At 42.0% G+C, this 19679-nt stretch carries 18 protein-coding genes; 10 read left to right on the top strand and 8 right to left on the bottom strand.

Annotated elements, in window-relative coordinates; translation table 11 throughout:
* Positions 1-12 precede the first annotated feature (12 nt).
* The 4 genes from ABMY35_RS05780 to ABMY35_RS05795 form a co-directional block, all read right to left on the bottom strand.
* Positions 13-1707, bottom strand: a complete 1695-nt coding sequence (locus tag ABMY35_RS05780) for a thiamine pyrophosphate-binding protein (protein ID WP_349285404.1) — start codon at positions 1705-1707, stop codon at positions 13-15.
* Positions 1708-1764: 57 nt separating this feature from the next.
* Complete coding sequence (locus tag ABMY35_RS05785) at positions 1765-3258, bottom strand: FAD-dependent oxidoreductase (RefSeq protein WP_349285405.1); 1494 nt, start codon at positions 3256-3258, stop codon at positions 1765-1767.
* Positions 3259-3298: 40 nt separating this feature from the next.
* The gene (locus tag ABMY35_RS05790) at positions 3299-4135 is read right to left on the bottom strand and encodes an alpha/beta hydrolase (RefSeq protein WP_349285406.1); all 837 of its coding nucleotides are present in this window, start codon (positions 4133-4135) and stop codon (positions 3299-3301) included.
* A 489-nt stretch (positions 4136-4624) separates the two neighbouring features.
* Positions 4625-5278: a hypothetical protein gene (locus tag ABMY35_RS05795; protein ID WP_349285407.1), complete on the bottom strand. Its 654-nt coding sequence runs from the start codon at positions 5276-5278 to the stop codon at positions 4625-4627.
* Between the two features lie 126 nt (positions 5279-5404).
* Between ABMY35_RS05795 and ABMY35_RS05800 the strand changes: the two genes are divergently transcribed.
* Positions 5405-5803, top strand: coding sequence for a hypothetical protein (locus ABMY35_RS05800; RefSeq protein WP_349285408.1), 399 nt, complete (start codon positions 5405-5407; stop codon positions 5801-5803).
* A 43-nt stretch (positions 5804-5846) separates the two neighbouring features.
* Here the strand turns inward: ABMY35_RS05800 and ABMY35_RS05805 are convergent, their stop codons facing one another.
* Complete coding sequence (locus ABMY35_RS05805; protein WP_349285409.1) at positions 5847-7085, bottom strand: helix-turn-helix transcriptional regulator; 1239 nt, start codon at positions 7083-7085, stop codon at positions 5847-5849.
* A gap of 179 nt (positions 7086-7264) precedes the next feature.
* On the opposite strand from ABMY35_RS05805, the gene ABMY35_RS05810 reads away from it, so the two are divergent.
* Entirely contained in the window at positions 7265-8044 is a 780-nt protein-coding gene (locus ABMY35_RS05810; RefSeq protein ID WP_349285410.1) for a DUF2306 domain-containing protein, read from the top strand.
* 11 nt (positions 8045-8055) lie between these two features.
* Here the strand turns inward: ABMY35_RS05810 and ABMY35_RS05815 are convergent, their stop codons facing one another.
* Positions 8056-9369: an AAA family ATPase gene (locus ABMY35_RS05815; RefSeq protein ID WP_349285411.1), complete on the bottom strand. Its 1314-nt coding sequence runs from the start codon at positions 9367-9369 to the stop codon at positions 8056-8058.
* Between the two features lie 612 nt (positions 9370-9981).
* Between ABMY35_RS05815 and ABMY35_RS05820 the strand changes: the two genes are divergently transcribed.
* Complete coding sequence (locus ABMY35_RS05820; RefSeq protein WP_058031004.1) at positions 9982-10299, top strand: hypothetical protein; 318 nt, start codon at positions 9982-9984, stop codon at positions 10297-10299.
* A 126-nt stretch (positions 10300-10425) separates the two neighbouring features.
* Here ABMY35_RS05820 and ABMY35_RS05825 read toward each other — a convergent pair whose 3' ends face one another.
* The gene (locus ABMY35_RS05825) at positions 10426-11301 is read right to left on the bottom strand and encodes a YicC/YloC family endoribonuclease (protein WP_138630017.1); all 876 of its coding nucleotides are present in this window, start codon (positions 11299-11301) and stop codon (positions 10426-10428) included.
* Between the two features lie 202 nt (positions 11302-11503).
* Between ABMY35_RS05825 and rph the strand changes: the two genes are divergently transcribed.
* The 7 genes from rph to ABMY35_RS05860 all read left to right on the top strand — a co-directional run bounded on the left by rph (position 11504) and on the right by ABMY35_RS05860 (position 17561).
* A complete protein-coding gene (rph, locus tag ABMY35_RS05830; RefSeq protein WP_058031002.1) occupies positions 11504-12217 on the top strand; it encodes a ribonuclease PH in 714 nt (237 codons plus the stop codon).
* 21 nt (positions 12218-12238) lie between these two features.
* Complete coding sequence (pyrE, locus tag ABMY35_RS05835) at positions 12239-12883, top strand: orotate phosphoribosyltransferase (protein WP_058031001.1); 645 nt, start codon at positions 12239-12241, stop codon at positions 12881-12883.
* 293 nt (positions 12884-13176) lie between these two features.
* Positions 13177-14544 carry a UDP-N-acetylmuramate:L-alanyl-gamma-D-glutamyl-meso-diaminopimelate ligase gene (gene mpl / locus ABMY35_RS05840; RefSeq protein ID WP_349285412.1) on the top strand — a complete coding sequence of 456 codons (1368 nt, stop codon included), beginning with the start codon at positions 13177-13179 and terminating at the stop codon, positions 14542-14544.
* A 30-nt stretch (positions 14545-14574) separates the two neighbouring features.
* On the top strand, positions 14575-15198 hold the full coding sequence (locus ABMY35_RS05845; protein WP_349285413.1) for a flavin prenyltransferase UbiX: 624 nt from the start codon (positions 14575-14577) through the stop codon (positions 15196-15198).
* A 1-nt stretch (position 15199) separates the two neighbouring features.
* The gene (locus tag ABMY35_RS05850) at positions 15200-16120 is read left to right on the top strand and encodes an ABC transporter ATP-binding protein (RefSeq protein WP_349285414.1); all 921 of its coding nucleotides are present in this window, start codon (positions 15200-15202) and stop codon (positions 16118-16120) included.
* Positions 16117-16890: an ABC transporter permease gene (locus tag ABMY35_RS05855; RefSeq protein WP_138477977.1), complete on the top strand. Its 774-nt coding sequence runs from the start codon at positions 16117-16119 to the stop codon at positions 16888-16890. The genes ABMY35_RS05850 and ABMY35_RS05855 overlap by 4 nt, the downstream gene beginning before the upstream one ends.
* Complete coding sequence (locus tag ABMY35_RS05860; RefSeq protein ID WP_349285415.1) at positions 16890-17561, top strand: SAM-dependent methyltransferase; 672 nt, start codon at positions 16890-16892, stop codon at positions 17559-17561. Before ABMY35_RS05855 ends, ABMY35_RS05860 begins: the two co-directional genes overlap by 1 nt.
* A gap of 230 nt (positions 17562-17791) precedes the next feature.
* Here ABMY35_RS05860 and ABMY35_RS05865 read toward each other — a convergent pair whose 3' ends face one another.
* Complete coding sequence (locus ABMY35_RS05865; RefSeq protein ID WP_349285416.1) at positions 17792-19669, bottom strand: GGDEF domain-containing protein; 1878 nt, start codon at positions 19667-19669, stop codon at positions 17792-17794.
* Between the last annotated feature and the right edge of the window lie 10 nt (positions 19670-19679).

Below are 19679 nucleotides of genomic sequence, written 5' to 3' on the forward strand. Positions count from 1 at the left end.
GGCCGGTTTTGATTAAATACCTAAAAAGGCACGGTTTTCAGCTGGGAGATCTTTCATTGGGATCTGTGCTGCAATCACACAAGGTTGATCATCGCGGGCATGTGCATGTTGCAGTGCACCGAGTAGATCTTCATAGGTATTGACTCGAAGGCCAATGCCGCCGTTGTATACATGCGGCATATTTTCGTACTTCCAACCATTGAGCATCACGTAATCTAACGGTGCTTTACCAGGCTCAGTAAAGAACGAACCGTCAATTAAGAACTGCTCTATCGCATATGAGCCATTATCAACAATGACAATAATGGCTGGGATATTGTTCTGTACAAAGGATGAGAATGCCTGTGACACCATTTGGAATCCACCGTCACCAGTTACAATAAGTGGTCGTTTACCCGTTGCAAAATAACTACCAATGGCGGCGGGAGTGCCCTGACCAATTGAAAGCCAAATCGGGTTCGCTAAGAAGCACTGTGTATCGGTCACAGGTATATCCGCACCCGGAAAGCTTGCCAAACAGGTATCTAAACTAATGTAATAAGGCGCATGGGTGGTATTTAAGAAATCCCCGATGGCAGCAAAAATTCCATCATGCCCCAAAATGCCTGAATATGGATCGTTGGCAAATTTGCTTTGCCATTGCTCTCGGCGTTGCTGATAACTTAATCCGGCGACACTGGGTACGGTGTTACCCTGTGAGTTAAGGGATGGCAACGTATTGATGGCTTCTATTGCTGCGCCCAAAGAGAGTTTTGGCAATACATGACTGCCTACCATGGCTTTATTAAATGCCACACGGATCAGCTTTTCTTTCAGTGAGATAACCATATAACGGTGATCAATGCCAAACAAGCAGCCAAGTGCAATCACACAGTCAGATGATTCAACACCTTGTGTTATGGTTGAAGGCGCTAAATCACTGTCATACACACCGCAAAACAGAGGGTGTGATTCACTTACTAAAGACTTAGACAGCAAGGTGGTATAGAAAGGCAGTCCCTGAGATTCAACAAATTGCATTGCCTCATCAATTAGACCAAATCTAACTAGTTCAGCACCCAATAACACCACAGGCTTTTGGGCATGCGCTAGTCTGTCTTCAAGGGCGCGGACAAACTGTTGCTTACCCGCAGTGTGGCGTTTTGCTGAATAGCTTAAGTTCGCAGAGAAGTGACCAATAGGCTTTTTCCACAAATCTTGAGGGATCTCGATATACACAGGACCAGATTGCTCTAACGCAGTGATCAGCAAAGCATCTATTCTATCTGCAGCACCGTCTAATTCACGGATCTCTTCAGCGGCGAGCGTCAGCTCTTTGAACACGTGTAAATCGGTTTTACCAAACCCCGTTGAGTGCGAGAATAACACATCGTATTTGGCCTCAAGGCTTAAGTCTTTATCGGTTGGACCGCCGTTGATCACCGCCAGAGGCACGCGCTCTGTTAATGCACTGGCAATGCCGTTAGCCATACTTAACGTACCAACCCCATACGCAACTGAAACAGCACCTAAGGCGCCTTGTCGGCCATATCCGTCTGCGGCATAACCTGCTTCTAGTTCATTAACGGTATTGATGAAGTGCATGTCAGGATCGGCAACTAAGCTGTCGATAAAATCTGAACATGATGTACCCGGCACACCAAAAACATGGTGACACCCTAATTGTTTAAGTCTGAGTGTAATAAACTCAGCGACTGTATAAGACATGATATTTCCTTATTACCAAAACTTATCTTTGGCTTACTACTTTAATTGGTAAAAAATTTAAGCGTGTTTGTGAATGTATTGCACGGCCTCAAGCGCTGAGACTAACGCGCCTTGGATCCAAGAGTGATAGACAGAGCAATGCTCACCCGCGAAGCATAAGCGCTGCTCAGGTTCACGCATGAGTGCATAATAATCTTGATGATCTCTGGGGTTGAAAAAAGCATAGGCACCCGCTGAGTGAGTATGGTTACTCCAGCTCCATCGCAAGACACTTAAAATGTCATCTCGAGTGATATAGGGGTGTACTTTTTTCAGCTCGGTGTAAATCAGCTCTTTTAGCTCGAAGTTATTGAGCGTATCAATACGGCGTGCGTGTTGACCCCAAGTATAAGAGGCGAGTAGGTAACTTGCCGAGTTTGATACCGAAGTATCTTTAGCAATGGCATTATCAGCTGGATACCAAGTGTGTCCTAGACCGACATCATAGATGGTGCTACCACCATAGATCCCTTCTTTAAGCTCCCAAAAACGATTTTTTGTTCTGATCAACACTTTAGTGGCTGAATCATAGTGCACTTGTGCAAATGCACGCGCTTTCTTTGGGTTTATGCTGTTATGAAAGTCGATTTTGCCTAATACGCCAAAAGGCAGCGTACAAATAGCATAATCAGACTCTATGGTGTGTTTGTTTCTATCTCTTGACTGGTAACACACAGATACTTTATCGGCTTGATTGTTAATATCGACGACTTTGGCACCCGCCAGAAAATTAACTTTACCTGCAATACTTTGATAAAGACGTTGTGCGAGTAAATCTGTACCGCCGACGATTTCGTCAAAGCCCTCAAACCAAACTCGCTCAAGTTGCTCGCGCAAGTGCTCTGAAAAAGCAGTATGTAGTAAGGTCGAAACCCCATAAGTTGACGAGACATACTCAAGGGCTTCTGAGCTTAATCCCACTTGTTTAAAGGCATCTTTTAGCGACATAGCATCAAGTGTTTTCAGTCTGTCAGTACTTAACTCTTTGTCATATAGGGACTGCTTTTCTTTATCCGATAAAGAATTGAGTACTTCAGTGACTGCAAGATCCCACATATCATCTACGCTCATGTTGCGCTCTTTAGGGGTCAGATCGAAGGCCTGTTTTAAGCGTTCAAAACCTTCAGCACTCCGAGCGACTTTTTGGCCACGGATCATCGCGTGAGCTCTGGCATTATCCTGTACAAATGGTCTCAACTTTAAGCCCATTTCAGCGATGTAATGACGTGATAGCTGATGATGTGTTGGAATACGCATTGCGCCTAATTCGGCATAAAGCGTATCAGATTCTCGTAAGGTTCTAACGCGACCACCGATATGGCCAGGATCAGCCTCAATGATGGTCACTTTTGCACCGAGTCTTAGTAACTCGTAGGCGCTGGTTAGTCCCGCAATACCACCTCCAACAATAGTAACAGAAGGCGTTTTCGGTAAACTTTGGGCAGCAAGTGCCCTGACACTTTTCAATAGCGCCATAGGCTTGCCACTATGGGCAAGAGTATTATTCATCATTAAAAAGTCCTTTTAACGATTGATTGAGTTTATTTAAAAATTAAAGTGTTAACGCTGATTTAATCGCATCTGCCAAAGCTACAGGTTGTGTGATCATAGGCAAATGACCAGACGTAATACTGTAGGTTTTTGTCGCACCTATAGATTGAGCAATCTTTTGCTGTGTCGCATATGAGATGATTTTATCTTCTTTTGCAAACACATAGGCTTTTGGAATTGCGTCTAACTTAGTTTTGTTTAAGTACACTTTGCCTTCGCCCGTGACAGCAGGTTCATCGACAGATTGTGACCAAACTTTTGCCTTAAGAGAGTGAGATTGGGTGTTGGTAAAAGACGCAACATATTCAGCTTGGTTGGTGATTTTCATCCAGCCATCTTTATAGGTGACTCCTTTGAAGTAATTGTCTTCATCGTCTTTGTTTAGCAGTGCAAAAGGTTTAGCGCCTTCGATAGGCGCAACGGCACTGACATAGATTAAGTTACTGATCTCAGCTTTATTGCATGATGCGAGCGCTTCGTGAGCAACCGCGCCACCTTGACTGTGCATAACCCAAACCTGAGGCTGGGGTAGTGCATTAGTTCGCTCACACAGTGCATTTGCCGCGTGATTTAAAGTAATGCTTGATGGCGTAACAGTATGATCACGTCCGGGTAAATCTAGAATATGTGATGCAATTTGTGCACTTTCCAGTTCAGTTGCAACAGGCTGCCAAGCAGAGCCTCGCAAATGCGCGCCATGAATAAATACCACAGTGGCAGTAGCTTGCTCAGCGCTTAGAGCAGCCGCAGAAAGCGGTGTTGAGTTTGACGAAATACTATTACAGGCCACTAAACTGGCTGTGGCATAAAAAGCGATAAAGGTATTTTTTAACTTCATCCTAAGTCCTTCCTAATTCTGTAAGTAAAAAACGCGGGCATCTTAGCAATAAAAAATACGAAAAATAACAGTATAAAAAATAGGGACTTTTGCTTTTTAAATGCGTTAATCGAAAAAATTCAAAAATGATTTAGGTCTGCCGAAAGAGTTGAGAATTTTTATGCTAAACAGCAGTTTAACTATTCTCTTTGTTCGTGAGGTGAGCGCATTATACTTTTGTCGAATAAAAATAATTATTGTTTCTTGTAGTTAAATGGACTGTCTTATTTTTACTCAAAACGGCCTGCAATAATGTAAATATTGCGAGAGTAAGTGCACAGTTATGATTATTTCTTATCTGTCAAATTAACCTTTATCTTTCTCCCACTATTGAAATATGCAGTATTAAAGAGTTTTCTTATTGGGCACTGTTGAGGGGAGTTAAATAGTTTTTTTTATAATTTTTTTAATTATTCTATTAATTATCTTTTTAAACCTTAAACATTTTTACTAAGTTATCTTCTTTTGTAAGTTGATATCAATTAAACGTTCTATTTCTTCTGATTCATGCTCTGTAAAAGGACTATCGAAATTATCTTGGTTGATAAGCACTTTCTTTCTCAGGTCTTCAGAAATGCGCTTGTTGGCTATTTTTATCTGTTGGGTAAATTGCTCAACCGTGATTCTGTTATAAATAAATTGTCCAGCTTTCGGTTGTATCAAAGAGGAGGTGAGTAAGTCATCATGTTCTAGCAATGTAGCATGGCGAAAGATTGCCTGTGATTTTGAAAAGCAGGCTGTTTGGCTTCTCAATAATGCAGCATCAGGTATAGCCTTTATTCTGGTCGCATTTGCATTTTTTTGCCAAGTGACCCCGCATAGGCTGATATTGAATGCTGATTTTTGATTCGCAGTGTTCTTGATGGCAAGAGGAGAGTTTTCTGGCAAGAGTGAAATGTTATTTATTAGATCAGGCAGTGCTTGCATTGATAACTTTTCAAGTGTGATAGAACCACCATTAGATTCATATGTCAGCTTGAGGGTATTTTCTATGTAAAAAACTTTACCTGTGTCTTCCCATAAAGAAATAGTTTGTGGCTTTTCAGGTATTGTTTCATTGGGTTTATCTATCTTTAAAGCTTGTTTTATTTTCTTTAAAAACATATCGGTTTATCGCTTAAATATTTTATTACGCATCTCAATGTTAGTTAGATTAGTCTGAGTAAATAATTTTAGAAGTGATCTAATACCCAGCTCTATTTATATTGAGTTTAAAAAAGAGGTGCTGTTATGAATTACTTAAATACGCTCTCAATTGAAAGCTTACTACTTCTTAGAATTGCATTTGATAACAAAGGTGATGTCGTAAACCTTCATCAAGATATGATGGACTTATACCTTTTCCCAGAGCGCTTAGAGAGCAGTTATAAAGATGAGTGGCAAGCTTATATTAAAAGAGCGTTGGCAAAGGCTGAGATTAATGAAGCATCTTTGATGGAGATAATGAAAAACAGATGCACTCAAGAGACAGACCAAGTTAATGTGCTAAAAGCACGTTTATTGAGTGCTAAATCTGAGTACTTAGAGCTAAGCCAAGCATTAAGAGACGCTCAACAACAACAAGACAGCGACAATGTTAAAACAATAAAAACGCCTCTACATAATTGGTTAGAATGGGTTATCACTTAGTCGGCTTTAACTTTGCTTGCTCTAATTGCAATACAATCTTCTACTATTGATTTAAATTTTGCTTTTTATAACTGCTGGGCGTTAACTGAGTATGTTTTTTGAATGCACTATAAAACGCTGACTTAGAGTTAAAGCCCACTTGCATAGCAATATCTAAAACCGTTAGTTCTGACTCTAATAGCAACTTTTGTGCAGCTACAATGCGTTTATGATTCACATAATCAAAAAAGTTAGTCGCTAAGGTTTCATTGAGCGTTTGCGAGATATAGTTAGGCGACGTGTGAATGTGCTTGGCAAGTTTTGGTAAAGAGAGGTTTGCGTCTAAATAAAGGTTCTCTGAAGTCATCGCCACTTCAATTTTCTTCGCAATATTTTCTGCCATTTCCGCAGTGAGAGCTGAGCGTTTGTATTTTTGGGAGGAAATATTTTCAGATTCTTTAACTTGGCTGTTTTCATTATCCATAGCTAAAGACGCTTGATATTCAACGTCGACCGACTCGGTAGAAAATAGCTCTTCAAAGCCTGGTTTTTGTCTTAACCCCCAAGTAGCGACAAAGCAAACTGTAATGAGCAAAACAAACTGAAAAATATCTTGTGTATATTCACTGGCGATAAACAAATTATCGAGTAATAAATTGATTGCAGCGATAGCCCAAGCAACGCCTACAAACAGCAGTAAACCACTTAACCATCTGATCTCTTTGGCTTCAGTTGAAGCAAATACCTGCTTTAATTGAGTTCTGTAGCGTTGTAATCGCTTGACGATTTTAATCAAGTAGAAAGCTGATTGTGCAATCCAGCCCAACACCAGCACAAAAGTAATAATTAGTAATCCATAGATAAAGTTTCTAAACAGTGCCGATGTCTGTTCGAGTATCGCTGTGTCGCCTTTGCCAAGCAGGTTGTAATGAATATCTGCGGGTAACAAAAAGGTGATAAAGCTAATCAATAACCCAAGCCCTGGTAGAGCCAAATGCCGCGCATCGGCTTTTTTAAATCGCCAAGGCGCACTGTCTGTTAAGCCTTTTACATATAGCCAAAAGCAGGGCGCGATAATTAATAAAGCGGGTAATGCCAGCGTTAAGGTTGAAAGCTGTAAAGCGGGTGCGAGTACTTTTAAACTTGGCTGACAAATGACAATCGCGATACCAATAAAACTTAAAGCGAGCGGAAAATAAGTGTGGTTTTTGTCGGCTCGAACAACCAGTAAGTTTGCGCTAAAGAATAAAACACTCAAAGTCGCAATATTAATTGCCAGTAAATTTAAATCAGCGGCTGGCATATAAGTAATCCTTTTTTATCCTTACTTTACAGTTGGTTAGCTTTTTCTTCATGGTGTTCTATTTCTCATGCCTATTTAGATTAAGGTCTGCGACAAAGTCTTAATCAATAGGCTAGAACGACACATTAGCATTGATATTACAAGATTGCCTCAAGCACAGCGAGAAACAAGGCAATGTTATGAACACACACACATCAAATAATAAGCAACAAGATCTGCAACTCTTAGACTCAAAAAATCATGCTGATTCAACCTCTAGTACGTACAATAAAATACCAAGCAATTGGAAAGTAGTCAGCCTGTTATTCTTCTTAATTGGCCTGCCCGCTATACCTGCAATTTTTATTGTCGCACTGGTCTTACTCGGCCCAGATGCAATCGCTGATGCATCAAGTTTGATTAATGCCCGTTATTTTGAACTCCCAGCTGCAATTTTGGTGCATGGGGTAAGCGGTATTGTTTTCTTCTTTTCATTACCCACTCAGTTCTCAACTCGATTACGCATAACTCAACCTAAGATGCACAGAGTAATGGGGCGCTTGGCAGTTGTGTCTGCGTGCTTAATGGCAATGTCTGGTGTGTGGATGCACCTAGTATTTTCACCAACAGACATAGGTACACGATTTATCTTGCTGGTGCTTGTCGCCATCGCTATTTGTATTAGCTTCAGTACAGCTATTGTGTTTGCAATGAAGAAAAACATCGCCGCCCACAAGGTATGGATGACACGTGCCGTCGCAGTGACTTTAGCTGTGGTAACACCGCTATTTTTAGAAGTAATTTTAAGTTTGTTTATCGATGTTGCGAGCCCCATGGGAGAGCTAGCAATGAGTGTTTTACACGACTACGACCGTTTAATTGGGTTGGTTTTAAATGTGCTGGTGGTAGAGGCGTGTATGAGCAAGAAGCAGGTTAATGCACGCTTCAAAGCAAAAGCTTTGTGTAGACCTCGTGGTTAAGCAGCGCGCTTTTACCATCTCTCTGGTAAATACTGTGTGAAATACAAAGGCATCACGATATTGGTTTGTTCTAACACTGAAGAGCCTTGTGTACCCGTTAACTTAAAGGTTTTACTTGGAGCACATTTTTCAATATAGGATGCCAACGATTTTGCTCTTGTACGTTTACCACTTTTAACTTCAACAGGGACGATATCACCTTCATCGGTCGCCAAAATAAATTCGATTTCGGCGCGGGCGTCATTCCAAGAATAGCTTGGGTCAACGCCAATAGCAGTAAACTCTTGTTGCACAAAGTTTTCAGCCACATAGCCTTTGTATTCATAGTTTTGTTGCTTAATCTCTTTATAACTACTGCCCAGCATATGATTGAGCAGGCCCACATCAAACAGAAACAGTTTAACCATATTTTCTTTTTTATAGGCCGCCAGCGGAGATTTCGGTAATCCTTCAATGGGGTAGTTTGGCAAAGCTAAGCGGCAGCAGTTGAGCCAATGGATCGCGGTTTCAAAATCGCTATAACGAGATTTACGCTCATGCACATGCTTAAATTTAAAGCGTTTAACCGACTCATCGCTGACAAGTGATAGCTGTGCTGGAATGCTATTAAATACCGATTCAATCAGTGTGGCATCGACCTTGCCCGCGTACTTACCGAAATCGCGGCGATAACCCTCAACTAAATCGGCATGAATTTTTGTGACTTTTTCAACGCGCTCTAAAATGCTTGAATCCTTATACTGATACCAAGCAGAAACGGCTTCAGGCATACCACCGGTAAAAAAATAGTCGGTTAGTTTATCCATCAATTTAGTGTGTACCACCGGTGTACTTGCTTGACTATCAAATGCTTTGATCAGTGCTTGCTCGTTGGATGCATAAATAAATTCTTGGAATGTCAGTGGTCGTAAATTATATTGCTCTACCTTGCCTACAGGGAAGGTATTGAGCAAACCAATGTTCGAACCGCTGGCTGCGACAAAATAGGACGGTGCTTTCTCGGCAAAATACTTCAGCGAAGTAACGGCTCGTTCACATTCGCCAATTTCATCTAATATCAACAAGTCTGTTTCTGGGTTGAATGCTTGGTTGGTTAACAATTCAATATTCATTAGTAGCTCGTCAGGTGACAATGAGCCATCGAACGCCTCTTTGTAAGCAGGGTTTTCAAGGAAGTCGATACGAAGGATGTTGGCAAAGGTGTTACCAAACAACTCTTGCAGCAGATAGGTTTTACCTGTTTGTCTTGCGCCATCAATTAATAATGGCTTGCGCACAGATAGGTTTTTCCATGCCATTAAGTCGTTAAGTAAGTTACGCTGCATTGTTATTTCCCGCCAATTAAGACTGTTAATTGCCTGTAGTATAACTCGACTTACACTTTTATGCGCATAAAAGTGCGAAACTTCACATTTTTATGCGCATAAAAGTGTGGTGTCGTTCTAGTCGAATATAAAATAGTCCCTTAATCGTTCCCTTTATTCTTTGCTGATACCCGCTTTTTGGACAAAGCCTTAATTCACTGCGCTTTGGGGCAGTAACATTTATGCCCAGTGATTTACAGAGTGAAGCTAGCAGAGATTTTTTACGTTCTATTCGGATAGGCGCACACGATTGCTGTAGCTGTGATTAGTCCACTACTTTTAGAGGTGATTATAAGTGTGTTTATCAATGATGTGAGCCTGATGGTGAGCAAGCAATTAGTGTTTTACACGACTACGACCGTTTGATTGGGTTAGCTTTAAATATGCTGGTGGTAGAGGTGTGTATGGCTAAAAAGCGCTTTCATTTATCTGTAGAAAATATGAAATTTGTCACTCAGCTTAAGTAAAACTGCGAATATTGTTTAATAAATTTTTAGTTGTTTTGTCACTAAAGTTCTTGAGTATATTCAGCGCTGATTTTCAGCATGTTTTTTTAATTTAAGGATAAAAGCAATGAAAAAACTAGCATTAACTTTAGCGCTATGCTTGGTTTCTATAACTTCTGTACAAGCAAAAGTAGTCACTTGCGAAGATAAAATTGACTCAATTACAGTTCAACCAAACAATGATGTGTGGATTTGGTTTGAATATGAAGATACCGCAAAATTAAAGGCAAACCACTCTCGCCGTTATGAGTTACTTGGCCGAGCATATATTGCAATGGCAAATAAAGAGACGGTGCGTTTTAAAATCGATAATGGTGAGTTGAGGTCAACTAAGTGTCACGATTTAGACACTGGTTTTAGTACTTTAATTGACATCGTAAATTAATTTCTAGAATCCAGATTTTAGGATTTAAAACGAGTTTGCTTCGATTAGTACTAATTTATAACTGAAGAAAACTAAAAAAGCCCAGATAATCTGGGCTTTTATGTAATATGCTAAAGTCTTACAGCGTTATTCAATATTCTGGATCTGCTCGCGCATCTGCTCAATTAACACTTTAAGTTCAACCGCTGCATTGGTGATCTCAGTATTGATTGACTTTGACGCTAGGGTGTTTGATTCACGGTTAAACTCTTGCATCATAAAGTCTAAACGACGGCCACATGCGCCACCTTTCTTTAAGATCTTGTTTGTTTCTTTAACGTGAGACTTTAAACGGTCTAGCTCTTCAGCGACGTCTTGTTTTTGCGCAAGGTAAATAAGTTCTTGCTCAAGGCGGCCTTCGTCGATGTCTGTTTTAAGTTCATCTAAACGGCTAGTTAGCTTGTCGCGCTGCCATTTAGCCACTTCTGGCATATGACCTTCAACAATCGCTACTTGCTCGATGATGGCATCGAGACGTGTCGTGATCATGGCTTCAAGGTTTTCACCCTCACTTGCACGCGCCGCTTTGAAATCTTCAACCAGTAAATCAAAACCAGCAAGTAGCTCGCTGTTTACTGCGTCTAAATCGATTTCTTCGGCTTCCATCACGCCCGGCCAACGTAAAATATCAACTGGGTTGATGGTACTTACCGCTTGGTCGCCATTGCTCTGTGACTGAACCCACTGGGCACTTTTAATTAACTGTTGTGCCAGAGTCTCGTTGATAGACAATTCGCCAACATGGGCTGGGTTGGCTGCAAACTTTAAGAATACTTCAACCTTGCCGCGTTGTAGGTGCTTGCGAAGGCGTTCGCGTATTACCGGCTCCATACCGCGAAATTGTTCAGGTGCTCGGATAAAGGTTTCTAGGTAACGCTGATTAACTGAGCGGATTTCCCAAACCCCTGTGCCCCATTCACCTTTAACTTCTCGGCGTGCGTAGGCGGTCATACTGTGGATCATGTAAAGATTCCTAAAATCATAAAATTAAAACCGATGGCATTATAGCCACAGGGCTGGTCAGTTTGAAGTGCAATTTCTGCCCAGTCACAAAATCATCATTTTTGTTGAGAGTAAGTTATAGCTCGAATTAACACAAATGTCCGTGGCAAGATAACGCATGACCCTTTATAATATTGAAAATTTTGAATATAGGGGAACGTGGATGCGTCCAAGTGAAAGAACAGCAAATCAAATTAGGCCTGTGACCTTTACCCGTAACTATACTATGCACGCCGAAGGCTCTGTGCTGGTTGAGTTCGGCAACACAAAAGTACTTTGTACAGCAACGGTTGAAGCCGGTGTACCTCGCTTTATGAAAGGCCAAGGTAAAGGTTGGATCACAGCTGAATACGGTATGTTGCCACGTTCTACTCATACGCGTAATAACCGCGAAGCAGCGAAAGGCAAGCAAGGCGGCCGCACAATGGAAATTCAACGCTTAATCGCGCGCGCGCTTCGTGCAGCGGTTGATTTAAAAGCGCTTGGCGAAAACACCATTACAATTGATTGCGATGTGCTTCAGGCTGACGGTGGTACGCGTACGGCATCTATCAGCGGTGCATGTGTGGCATTGGTTGATGCGCTGACTAACATGCGTGCGAAAGGCATGATCAACAATAACCCGCTGAAGTTTATGATTGCGGCGATTTCTGTGGGTGTTTACAAAGGCCAAGCGATTTCTGATCTTGAATACCTAGAAGATTCAGAAGCTGAAACTGACATGAATGTGATCATGACAGAAACAGGCAAGCTGATTGAAGTACAAGGTACAGCTGAGGGCGAACCGTTCTCATTTGAAGAATTAGATGAGCTGCTAGGTTTGGCGAAGCATTCAATTCGCGAAATCATCGATATTCAAAAACAAGCATTGGCATAATTTAAGTAGGGTTAAGTTGACATGAAAGCATATCAAAAAGAGTTTATTGAGTTTGCTCTAGAGAAGCAGGTATTAAAGTTTGGTGAGTTCACTTTAAAATCTGGCCGTACTAGCCCTTATTTCTTTAACGCGGGTCTGTTCAATACAGGTCGTGATCTGGCGCGTTTAGGTCGTTTTTATGCAGCTGCACTTGAAGATGCTGGCATTGAATATGACTTACTATTTGGCCCAGCGTACAAAGGTATTCCAATTGCAACAACGACTGCAGTTGCACTGGCTGATCACTACAACAAAGATGTACCGTATTGCTTCAACCGTAAAGAAGCAAAAACCCACGGTGAAGGCGGTAGCTTAGTAGGTTCTCCACTTGAAGGTCGTATCATGTTAGTTGATGACGTGATCACAGCAGGTACTGCAATTCGTGAATCAATGGAAATCATTGCTGCAGCAGGTGCTGATCTTTCAGGTGTTTTAATTGCCCTAGATCGTCAGGAAAAAGGTAAAGCTGAATTATCTGCAATTCAAGAAGTTGAACGTGATTTTGGTACACAAGTGGTATCAATCGTGAAACTTGCTGACCTAATTACTTACCTAGAAGAGCAAGGCTCAATGGGCGAGCATTTAGAAGCAGTTAAGGCGTACCGCGACCAGTACGGCGTAGCCTAATACTCGTCGTCTTTCGTATCGTACGGGTGTTGGCTTCACATATATCGCCCAATCACATAGGAAATCTATGCTCATGGGTCTCATATGTTTGCCGCCTACGTACAATACGAAATACTTAGAGTTTGAACCTGTTCTATGTGCTGTTATAAATGCGTTTGTTTGAGAGAATAGGTACAAATATAAGATAGAAGATGCCAGTCTAAGACTGGCATTTTTTTTATTCATTTTGCCCACATTAAGTTTAAATAAAGTAATATGGCAAACCATATATTCTTCACCCAAGGTCTTGGTTTATGAGCAACAACAATAATAAACACATTCATATTTTAGGTATTTGCGGCACATTTATGGGCGGCATTGCGGCCATTGCTCAGTCTTTAGGTTATAAAGTGACAGGCTCAGACCAAAACGTTTATCCACCTATGAGTACTCAGCTTGAAGAATTAGGTATTGAGCTCACTCAAGGTTACGATCCTAAACAGCTAAATCCAGCGCCTGATATGGTGGTGATTGGCAATGCCATGAGCCGTGGTAATGCATGCGTTGAGTATGTGTTAGAGAAAGGCTTAAATTACACCTCGGGTCCTGAGTGGCTAAAGAATCATTTACTGCGTGACAGCTGGGTGTTGGCAGTGGCGGGCACACACGGTAAAACCACAACGGCGAGTATGTTGGCCTGGGTTTTAGAATACGCAGGTTTGCGCCCTGGCTTTTTAATCGGTGGCATAGTGCAAAACTTTGGGGTGTCGGCACGCGTGAGTGATACGCCGTTTTTTGTGATTGAAGCAGACGAATACGACACGGCCTTTTTTGATAAGCGCAGTAAGTTTGTACATTACCTGCCACGTACGCTGATCATGAACAATCTAGAGTTTGATCATGCTGATATCTTTGCGGATCTAAACGCCATTCAAACGCAGTTCCATCATCTTATTCGTACTTTACCGGGTAAAGGCAAAGCCATTTATCCGGCGGATGATGCACCTTTACAAGAGGTGGTTGAGCGCGGCTTTTGGAGTGAGCAAGAAACTTTAAAAGGCGATTGGGATTATCACTTACTCTCAGCTGACGGCTCGCTATTTGAAGTGCTTTTACATGGTGAAGTACAAGGGGTTGTGAAGTGGGATGCAATTGGTGAGCACAATGTAAAAAATGCCATGATGACCATAGCCGCAGCACGTCATGTGGGCATTCCAGTAGATGTATCAATTGATGCCTTAGCTGAGTTTATATCACCAAAACGCCGTATGGAGTTGATCGGTGAAGTAGCTGGTATTCGTATTTACGACGACTTTGCACATCACCCAACGGCAATTAAAACCACTTTGGCAGGCTTAAAAGCCAAAGTAGGCAGTGATGAGGTCGTTGCAATTTTAGAGCCTCGTTCTAACACCATGAAAATGGGCGTACACAAACAAACCTTGTTGGCGTCACTTGAACAAGCTGATAAAGCGTATTTATTCGAACCTGAAGGGTTAGATTGGTCGCTGAAGGCCCAAGCCCAAGAAGCAGGACGAGAGTGCGATAGCACGATTGAGTCTATTATTGAGAAGGTGTGTGCAAACGCACAGGCAGGCCAGCATATTCTTATCATGAGTAATGGTGGTTTTGCAGGTATCCATCAAAAATTATTGGCAGCGTTGCAGGCTAAATTTAGCTAGGTTGCCAACGTCGAGCTTAAAGGTTTAAAAATGAAACAGTATAAAGAGGCCATTACACTGGCTTTTAGTGGCGCATCGGGCGCACCTTATGGTCTTCGTCTACTCGAAGTGCTGGTGGCAATGAACTACCAAGTCTATGTACTTATTTCGAGCGCAGCGCGCGTGGTGCTTGATACCGAATCAAATATAAAGTTGTCTGGCAATGAGCAAAAATGCACTGAGCAGTTAAGTGAGCTGGTAAAAGCAGGGCCTGAGCAAGTAAAAGTATTTGGTAAAGATAACTGGTTTAGCCCGGTGGCTTCTGGTTCAGCGGCACCGAAAAAAATGGTGGTTTGCCCGTGTAGCGCAGGTTCTGTATCGGCGATTGCGGTGGGCGCATCGGATAACCTATTAGAGCGTGCGGCTGATGTAGTGATTAAAGAGCGTGGACAACTGATTTTAGTGCCTCGCGAAACGCCATTTAGCTCAATTCACTTAGAGAACATGCACAAACTGAGTCAGATGGGCGTGACCATCATGCCTGCGGCTCCGGGTTTTTATCATAAGCCTGAATCAATCGACGATCTTGTCGACTTTATGGTGGCGCGAATTTTAGACCACCTTAATATCGAACATACACTCACTAAACGTTGGGGTTATGGAGACGACAAATAACATGACCATCGCATTAAATATTCAAGGCTTACGCAAAGTCTATAAAAATGGCGTCGAGGCGGTAAAAGGTATCGACTTGCAAGTAGAGCAGGGCGATTTTTTCGCGCTGCTTGGCCCTAATGGTGCAGGTAAATCAACCACCATTGGCGTCATCTCATCATTGGTAAATAAAACCGCAGGCACAGTTGAAGTTTTTGGTCATTCAATTGATACAAAACTGGAAGACGCGAAACAAGAACTAGGTCTTGTGCCGCAAGAGTTTAACTTTTCCCAGTTCGAAACTCTGAACCAAATTTTAGTGAACCAAGCGGGTTACTATGGTGTGCCACGTAAACTTGCCCATGAGCGTGCCGAGAAATATTTAAAAAAGCTGGGCCTGTTCGATAAGAAAGACAAGCAAGCGCGTACGCTTTCGGGTGGTATGAAACGTCGCTTGATGATTGCGCGCGCATTAATGCACGAACCTAAGTTGCTTATTTTAGATGAGCCAACCGCGGGTGTAGACATTGAACTACGTCGCTCAATGTGGGATTTCTTACGTGAAATCAACGAGCAGGGGGTAACGATTATTCTGACAACTCACTACCTTGAAGAGGCGGAGTTATTGTGTAAAAACATCGCCATCATCGACCAAGGTACGATTGTTGAAAACACCACAATCAAAGCTTTACTTGCTAAGTTAGACAAAGAAACCTTTGTGCTCGACTTACAGTCACCTGTGAAGCCCGTTATCTTAGAGGGTTATGAGTTCGTTATGACTGACGACCACACATTAGAGGTTGAAGTGGCAAAATCTCAAGGGTTAAACGAGGTGTTTTCACAGTTATCAGCGCAAGGTAATACTGTGCTGAGTATGCGAAATAAAGCCAACCGATTAGAAGAATTGTTTGTAAGTTTACTAGAGCAGGGGCGTGAAGCATGAGTTTAAGTCGTTATTCAGTCGCGTTAAAAAGTATTTGGATAAAAGAATGTATCCGCTTTTTACGTATTTGGGTGCAAACCTTAGTGCCACCTGCGATCACCATGACGCTGTATTTTGTGATCTTCGGTAGTTTAATCGGCTCGCGCATTGGCGAGATGGGCGGCTTTAGCTATATGGAGTTTATTGTTCCTGGTTTGATCATGATGTCGGTGATCACCAACTCCTATTCAAATGTGGCATCAAGCTTCTATTCGACTAAATTCCAAAAGAGCATTGAAGAGCTGTTAGTTGCACCTGTGCCAAATTACATTATTGTGCTTGGTTACATGGGCGGCGGTATGGCTCGTGGCATGCTAGTAGGTTTAATCGTCACAATTGTGTCTTTGTTTTTCGTTGATATTCAAATTCATAATGTGTTTGTGATCATTGCCACTGTGGTACTGACATCGGCGGTTTTTGCGTTAGGTGGCCTTATCAACGCTGTTTATGCAAATAGCTTTGATGACATCAGTATTATCCCAACGTTTGTCCTGACGCCACTGACATACTTAGGTGGGGTATTTTACTCTATCACGCTGTTGCCTGAGTTTTGGCAAGGTGTGTCGCAAGCAAACCCGATCATTTATATGGTGAACGCATTTAGATTTGGCTTTTTAGGTGTGTCAGATGTCAGTATTTACACCTCATTTGCGGTATTATTAGTGCTAATTACTGGTTTATTTATTACGGCACTGACATTAATTCGCCGTGGAATAGGATTACGTCACTGATGAGTGAAGCAAATTCGAGAAGCATTGTTTCAAACCAACCTGGGCTACATGAAAAGCTCGATGAAATAGTACAAAAACACCTAGCGGCAGAGTTTAAAAAGCCCATTGCCGAACATACGCAAAAAGCGTTTGATGAGGTCAATGAAAAGGTTCAGGCTTTTAACGGGCCTTTGATTTTAGACTCATGCTGCGGAGTAGGTGAAAGCACCGCCAACTTAGCTAAGCTGCACCCAGATGCCTTGGTGATTGGTATCGATAAGTCGTCGCATCGCTTAGATAAACATGATGTGGAATATAAGCAAACTGAATCAGGGCATTATATTTTAGTGCAAGCTGACCTAAACGACTTTTGGCGCCTTGCGCTAGAAGCTGGTTGGCAGCCAACGCACCATTACTTGTTATATCCAAATCCTTGGCCAAAAGCCAAACACATTGGCAGGCGTTGGCATGGTGCACCCGTCTTCCCATTTATTGTGAAATTAGGCGGTATATTAGAAGTACGCTCTAATTGGGATATTTACGTTAAAGAGTTTGCACGAGCACTTGAGCTATCAGGCCACCCAGTTGCGGTTGAAGCTTACGAGAGTGACACAGCTATCACGCCGTTTGAGCGAAAATACTGGGCAAGCGGGCAATCAAGTACGCGTTTGAAACTAGATTTATCTCGCTAAGGTAATACCAATTCGCAATAACACTTAATCATTTTGAGGGATTTAAACCTGATGAAAGCCGCGTTAAATATTCCTCATTTAGAACAACTAAATAACGAAATATTTGCCTAGCTAGCAACAAGTTTTCTTGCCTCAAAATAGACCTCTTAGTTAAGCGGGTTGGTATAGGCTGTTTTCAAACTCATTAAAAAAGGGCTGTCTAGCCCTTTTTTACATTGAGACTCAAAGGTCTATGCACTCGCCTGATATGTCGCATGCTCTTCTGGGCATTTGATATGCGGCGTGGCCTTGCCAATATAACCCCCTTGTAAGTAAGTAACACCAGCTGCACTGAGTAGTTCGTACTGTACTTCGGTCTCTACATTACCGACGATCAAGTGCATTTCTCTGTCTTTACACAAACGTGCTAAATGCTCGATAAAAGATAGCACCTGTTCATCACTTTCTAAGTGTGAAGAAATGCCATCATCGAGCTTGATAGCATCAATGCTGAGTTTCATCACTCTACTTACGGTCAGCAAACCACTGCTCACTGAGTTCGCCAAAATTTTCACGCCCTTACTCTTTAATATATTGATGGCAACCGCCATGGCATTAAAGTTATCTAGAATATCTTGTTCATCAAGTTCGAAGGTGATTAAGCTTGGTTGCGGGTAGCGGCGCAGCTCTTGTGTAATAAAGTCAATTAATTGAGGATCAGAGGCGTCTTGGTAGCTTAATCCAATCGACCAAGCTGTACGAGATTTTCTAAAGCGAGTTACACATTGAGAAAAAATATGTCGTGTGAGTTGCCCTTCCATGCGGGATTGTTTCACCACTTCAGAAAAAGCGTTGTCGGTAATGATACCGCCTTGCTCATCGAGTACACGGGCATTACATAAATACTGGCAAATATTGTCATGGTTCGGCGCGCAGCGCGGGGTAAAATAAACAACGACACGATTTTGAGAAAAGGCATCATTAAGTGTTTTAGCCATTGCTAGGCGAGCATGTTGCAGCTGTTTAGCCTCGTGCTTATCAATACTGTAAATACACACTAACTCTTTTTGCTGAACCGCTTGTCGACAAGCAACATAGGCGTTTTCTAAAAGTAGAGATTTATTCCCTTCTGCTATGCCTGCATTAAGCTGAACATAAAGGTGAGGCCGACTTAACACGGGAGAACTGGCAGGAAACTGTTGTACCAAATTACTTAAAAAGTGTTCGCCACGCTCACTGTCACAAAATAACACTAACTTTGATGTTGCGAGCCGATAAACATACACTGAGCTGGATTGTGCAGCAAAATAACTCATCACTTTACTCATCACCTGATCGCCCACATTTGCACCATAAAAGCTGACAATATTCTCTAGCTCATGTATCTCGACGATAGCGAGGCTTAAGTGCTGGCTTTTGTGCTGTTTGATATCGTACTCAAGAGCAATGCGATTACCAAAACCTGTGCGAGGATCTGTGGTGAGTGACTTTCGATGTAAGATAAAGTAAAAGCTGGCCACCAAAATAGCGATGAAAAAGAAAAAGCTGCCACTGAGAATGGCACGCGTGACGCTGGCATTGAGCTGCGCTTGTACAGAATCCATTGTTATGTCAGCACCTACGAGGTAAGTTTTACCTGTATTGCTCATATAGGGCACAAGAATTGTTTTAAAACGCCCCCACTGGTCTTCTGAAATCTCAAATACAGGCTCAGTGGAGCGAAAAGCACTTTTATTTATGACTGTCGCTTCTGGATAGGGGTCCAAAAAGCGAGTAAGCATGTTCGTTTGTACATCTTCTTTGGTATAGCTTGATGTTGTAAAAAGCACAAAAGGCTTTTCATACACCATGCTATACACGTACTCGACATTGAGCGTATCAGCCAAAAGCGAGAGTTGTTTGCTTAAACGTTGGTATTGTTCAGGTTGAATTGTTGCTAAATCAGCATGATACTGTTCACCAATTAAAAGCTGTGCACTTTTAGCCGCATGTAGCAAGCGTTCATCAATATCGCTAATAATTGCTGTGCGCGTTGTTTCGTAGGTGTAATAAACATAACCTACTAAACAAGTTAGAAATATAAAAAAGCCTGCAAAGAGAATATTTGCTGGCGAGGTCCTTCTGATCATTGTTAGTCCT

Source organism: Pseudoalteromonas sp. BZB3 (genome assembly GCF_040104455.1).
Taxonomy (GTDB): Bacteria; Pseudomonadota; Gammaproteobacteria; order Enterobacterales; family Alteromonadaceae; genus Pseudoalteromonas.

What these genes read in the sequence shown, in the direction of transcription:
- ABMY35_RS05780 (WP_349285404.1), bottom strand. Translation starts at nt 1,707, where the DNA reads ATGTCTTATACAGTCGCTGAGTTTATTACACTCAGACTTAAACAATTA.
- ABMY35_RS05785 (WP_349285405.1), bottom strand. Translation starts at nt 3,258, where the DNA reads ATGATGAATAATACTCTTGCCCATAGTGGCAAGCCTATGGCGCTATTG.
- ABMY35_RS05790 (WP_349285406.1), bottom strand. Translation starts at nt 4,135, where the DNA reads ATGAAGTTAAAAAATACCTTTATCGCTTTTTATGCCACAGCCAGTTTA.
- ABMY35_RS05795 (WP_349285407.1), bottom strand. Translation starts at nt 5,278, where the DNA reads ATGTTTTTAAAGAAAATAAAACAAGCTTTAAAGATAGATAAACCCAAT.
- ABMY35_RS05800 (WP_349285408.1), top strand. Translation starts at nt 5,405, where the DNA reads ATGAATTACTTAAATACGCTCTCAATTGAAAGCTTACTACTTCTTAGA.
- ABMY35_RS05805 (WP_349285409.1), bottom strand. Translation starts at nt 7,085, where the DNA reads ATGCCAGCCGCTGATTTAAATTTACTGGCAATTAATATTGCGACTTTG.
- ABMY35_RS05810 (WP_349285410.1), top strand. Translation starts at nt 7,265, where the DNA reads ATGAACACACACACATCAAATAATAAGCAACAAGATCTGCAACTCTTA.
- ABMY35_RS05815 (WP_349285411.1), bottom strand. Translation starts at nt 9,369, where the DNA reads ATGCAGCGTAACTTACTTAACGACTTAATGGCATGGAAAAACCTATCT.
- ABMY35_RS05820 (WP_058031004.1), top strand. Translation starts at nt 9,982, where the DNA reads ATGAAAAAACTAGCATTAACTTTAGCGCTATGCTTGGTTTCTATAACT.
- ABMY35_RS05825 (WP_138630017.1), bottom strand. Translation starts at nt 11,301, where the DNA reads ATGATCCACAGTATGACCGCCTACGCACGCCGAGAAGTTAAAGGTGAA.
- rph (WP_058031002.1), top strand. Translation starts at nt 11,504, where the DNA reads ATGCGTCCAAGTGAAAGAACAGCAAATCAAATTAGGCCTGTGACCTTT.
- pyrE (WP_058031001.1), top strand. Translation starts at nt 12,239, where the DNA reads ATGAAAGCATATCAAAAAGAGTTTATTGAGTTTGCTCTAGAGAAGCAG.
- mpl (WP_349285412.1), top strand. Translation starts at nt 13,177, where the DNA reads ATGAGCAACAACAATAATAAACACATTCATATTTTAGGTATTTGCGGC.
- ABMY35_RS05845 (WP_349285413.1), top strand. Translation starts at nt 14,575, where the DNA reads ATGAAACAGTATAAAGAGGCCATTACACTGGCTTTTAGTGGCGCATCG.
- ABMY35_RS05850 (WP_349285414.1), top strand. Translation starts at nt 15,200, where the DNA reads ATGACCATCGCATTAAATATTCAAGGCTTACGCAAAGTCTATAAAAAT.
- ABMY35_RS05855 (WP_138477977.1), top strand. Translation starts at nt 16,117, where the DNA reads ATGAGTTTAAGTCGTTATTCAGTCGCGTTAAAAAGTATTTGGATAAAA.
- ABMY35_RS05860 (WP_349285415.1), top strand. Translation starts at nt 16,890, where the DNA reads ATGAGTGAAGCAAATTCGAGAAGCATTGTTTCAAACCAACCTGGGCTA.
- ABMY35_RS05865 (WP_349285416.1), bottom strand. Translation starts at nt 19,669, where the DNA reads ATGATCAGAAGGACCTCGCCAGCAAATATTCTCTTTGCAGGCTTTTTT.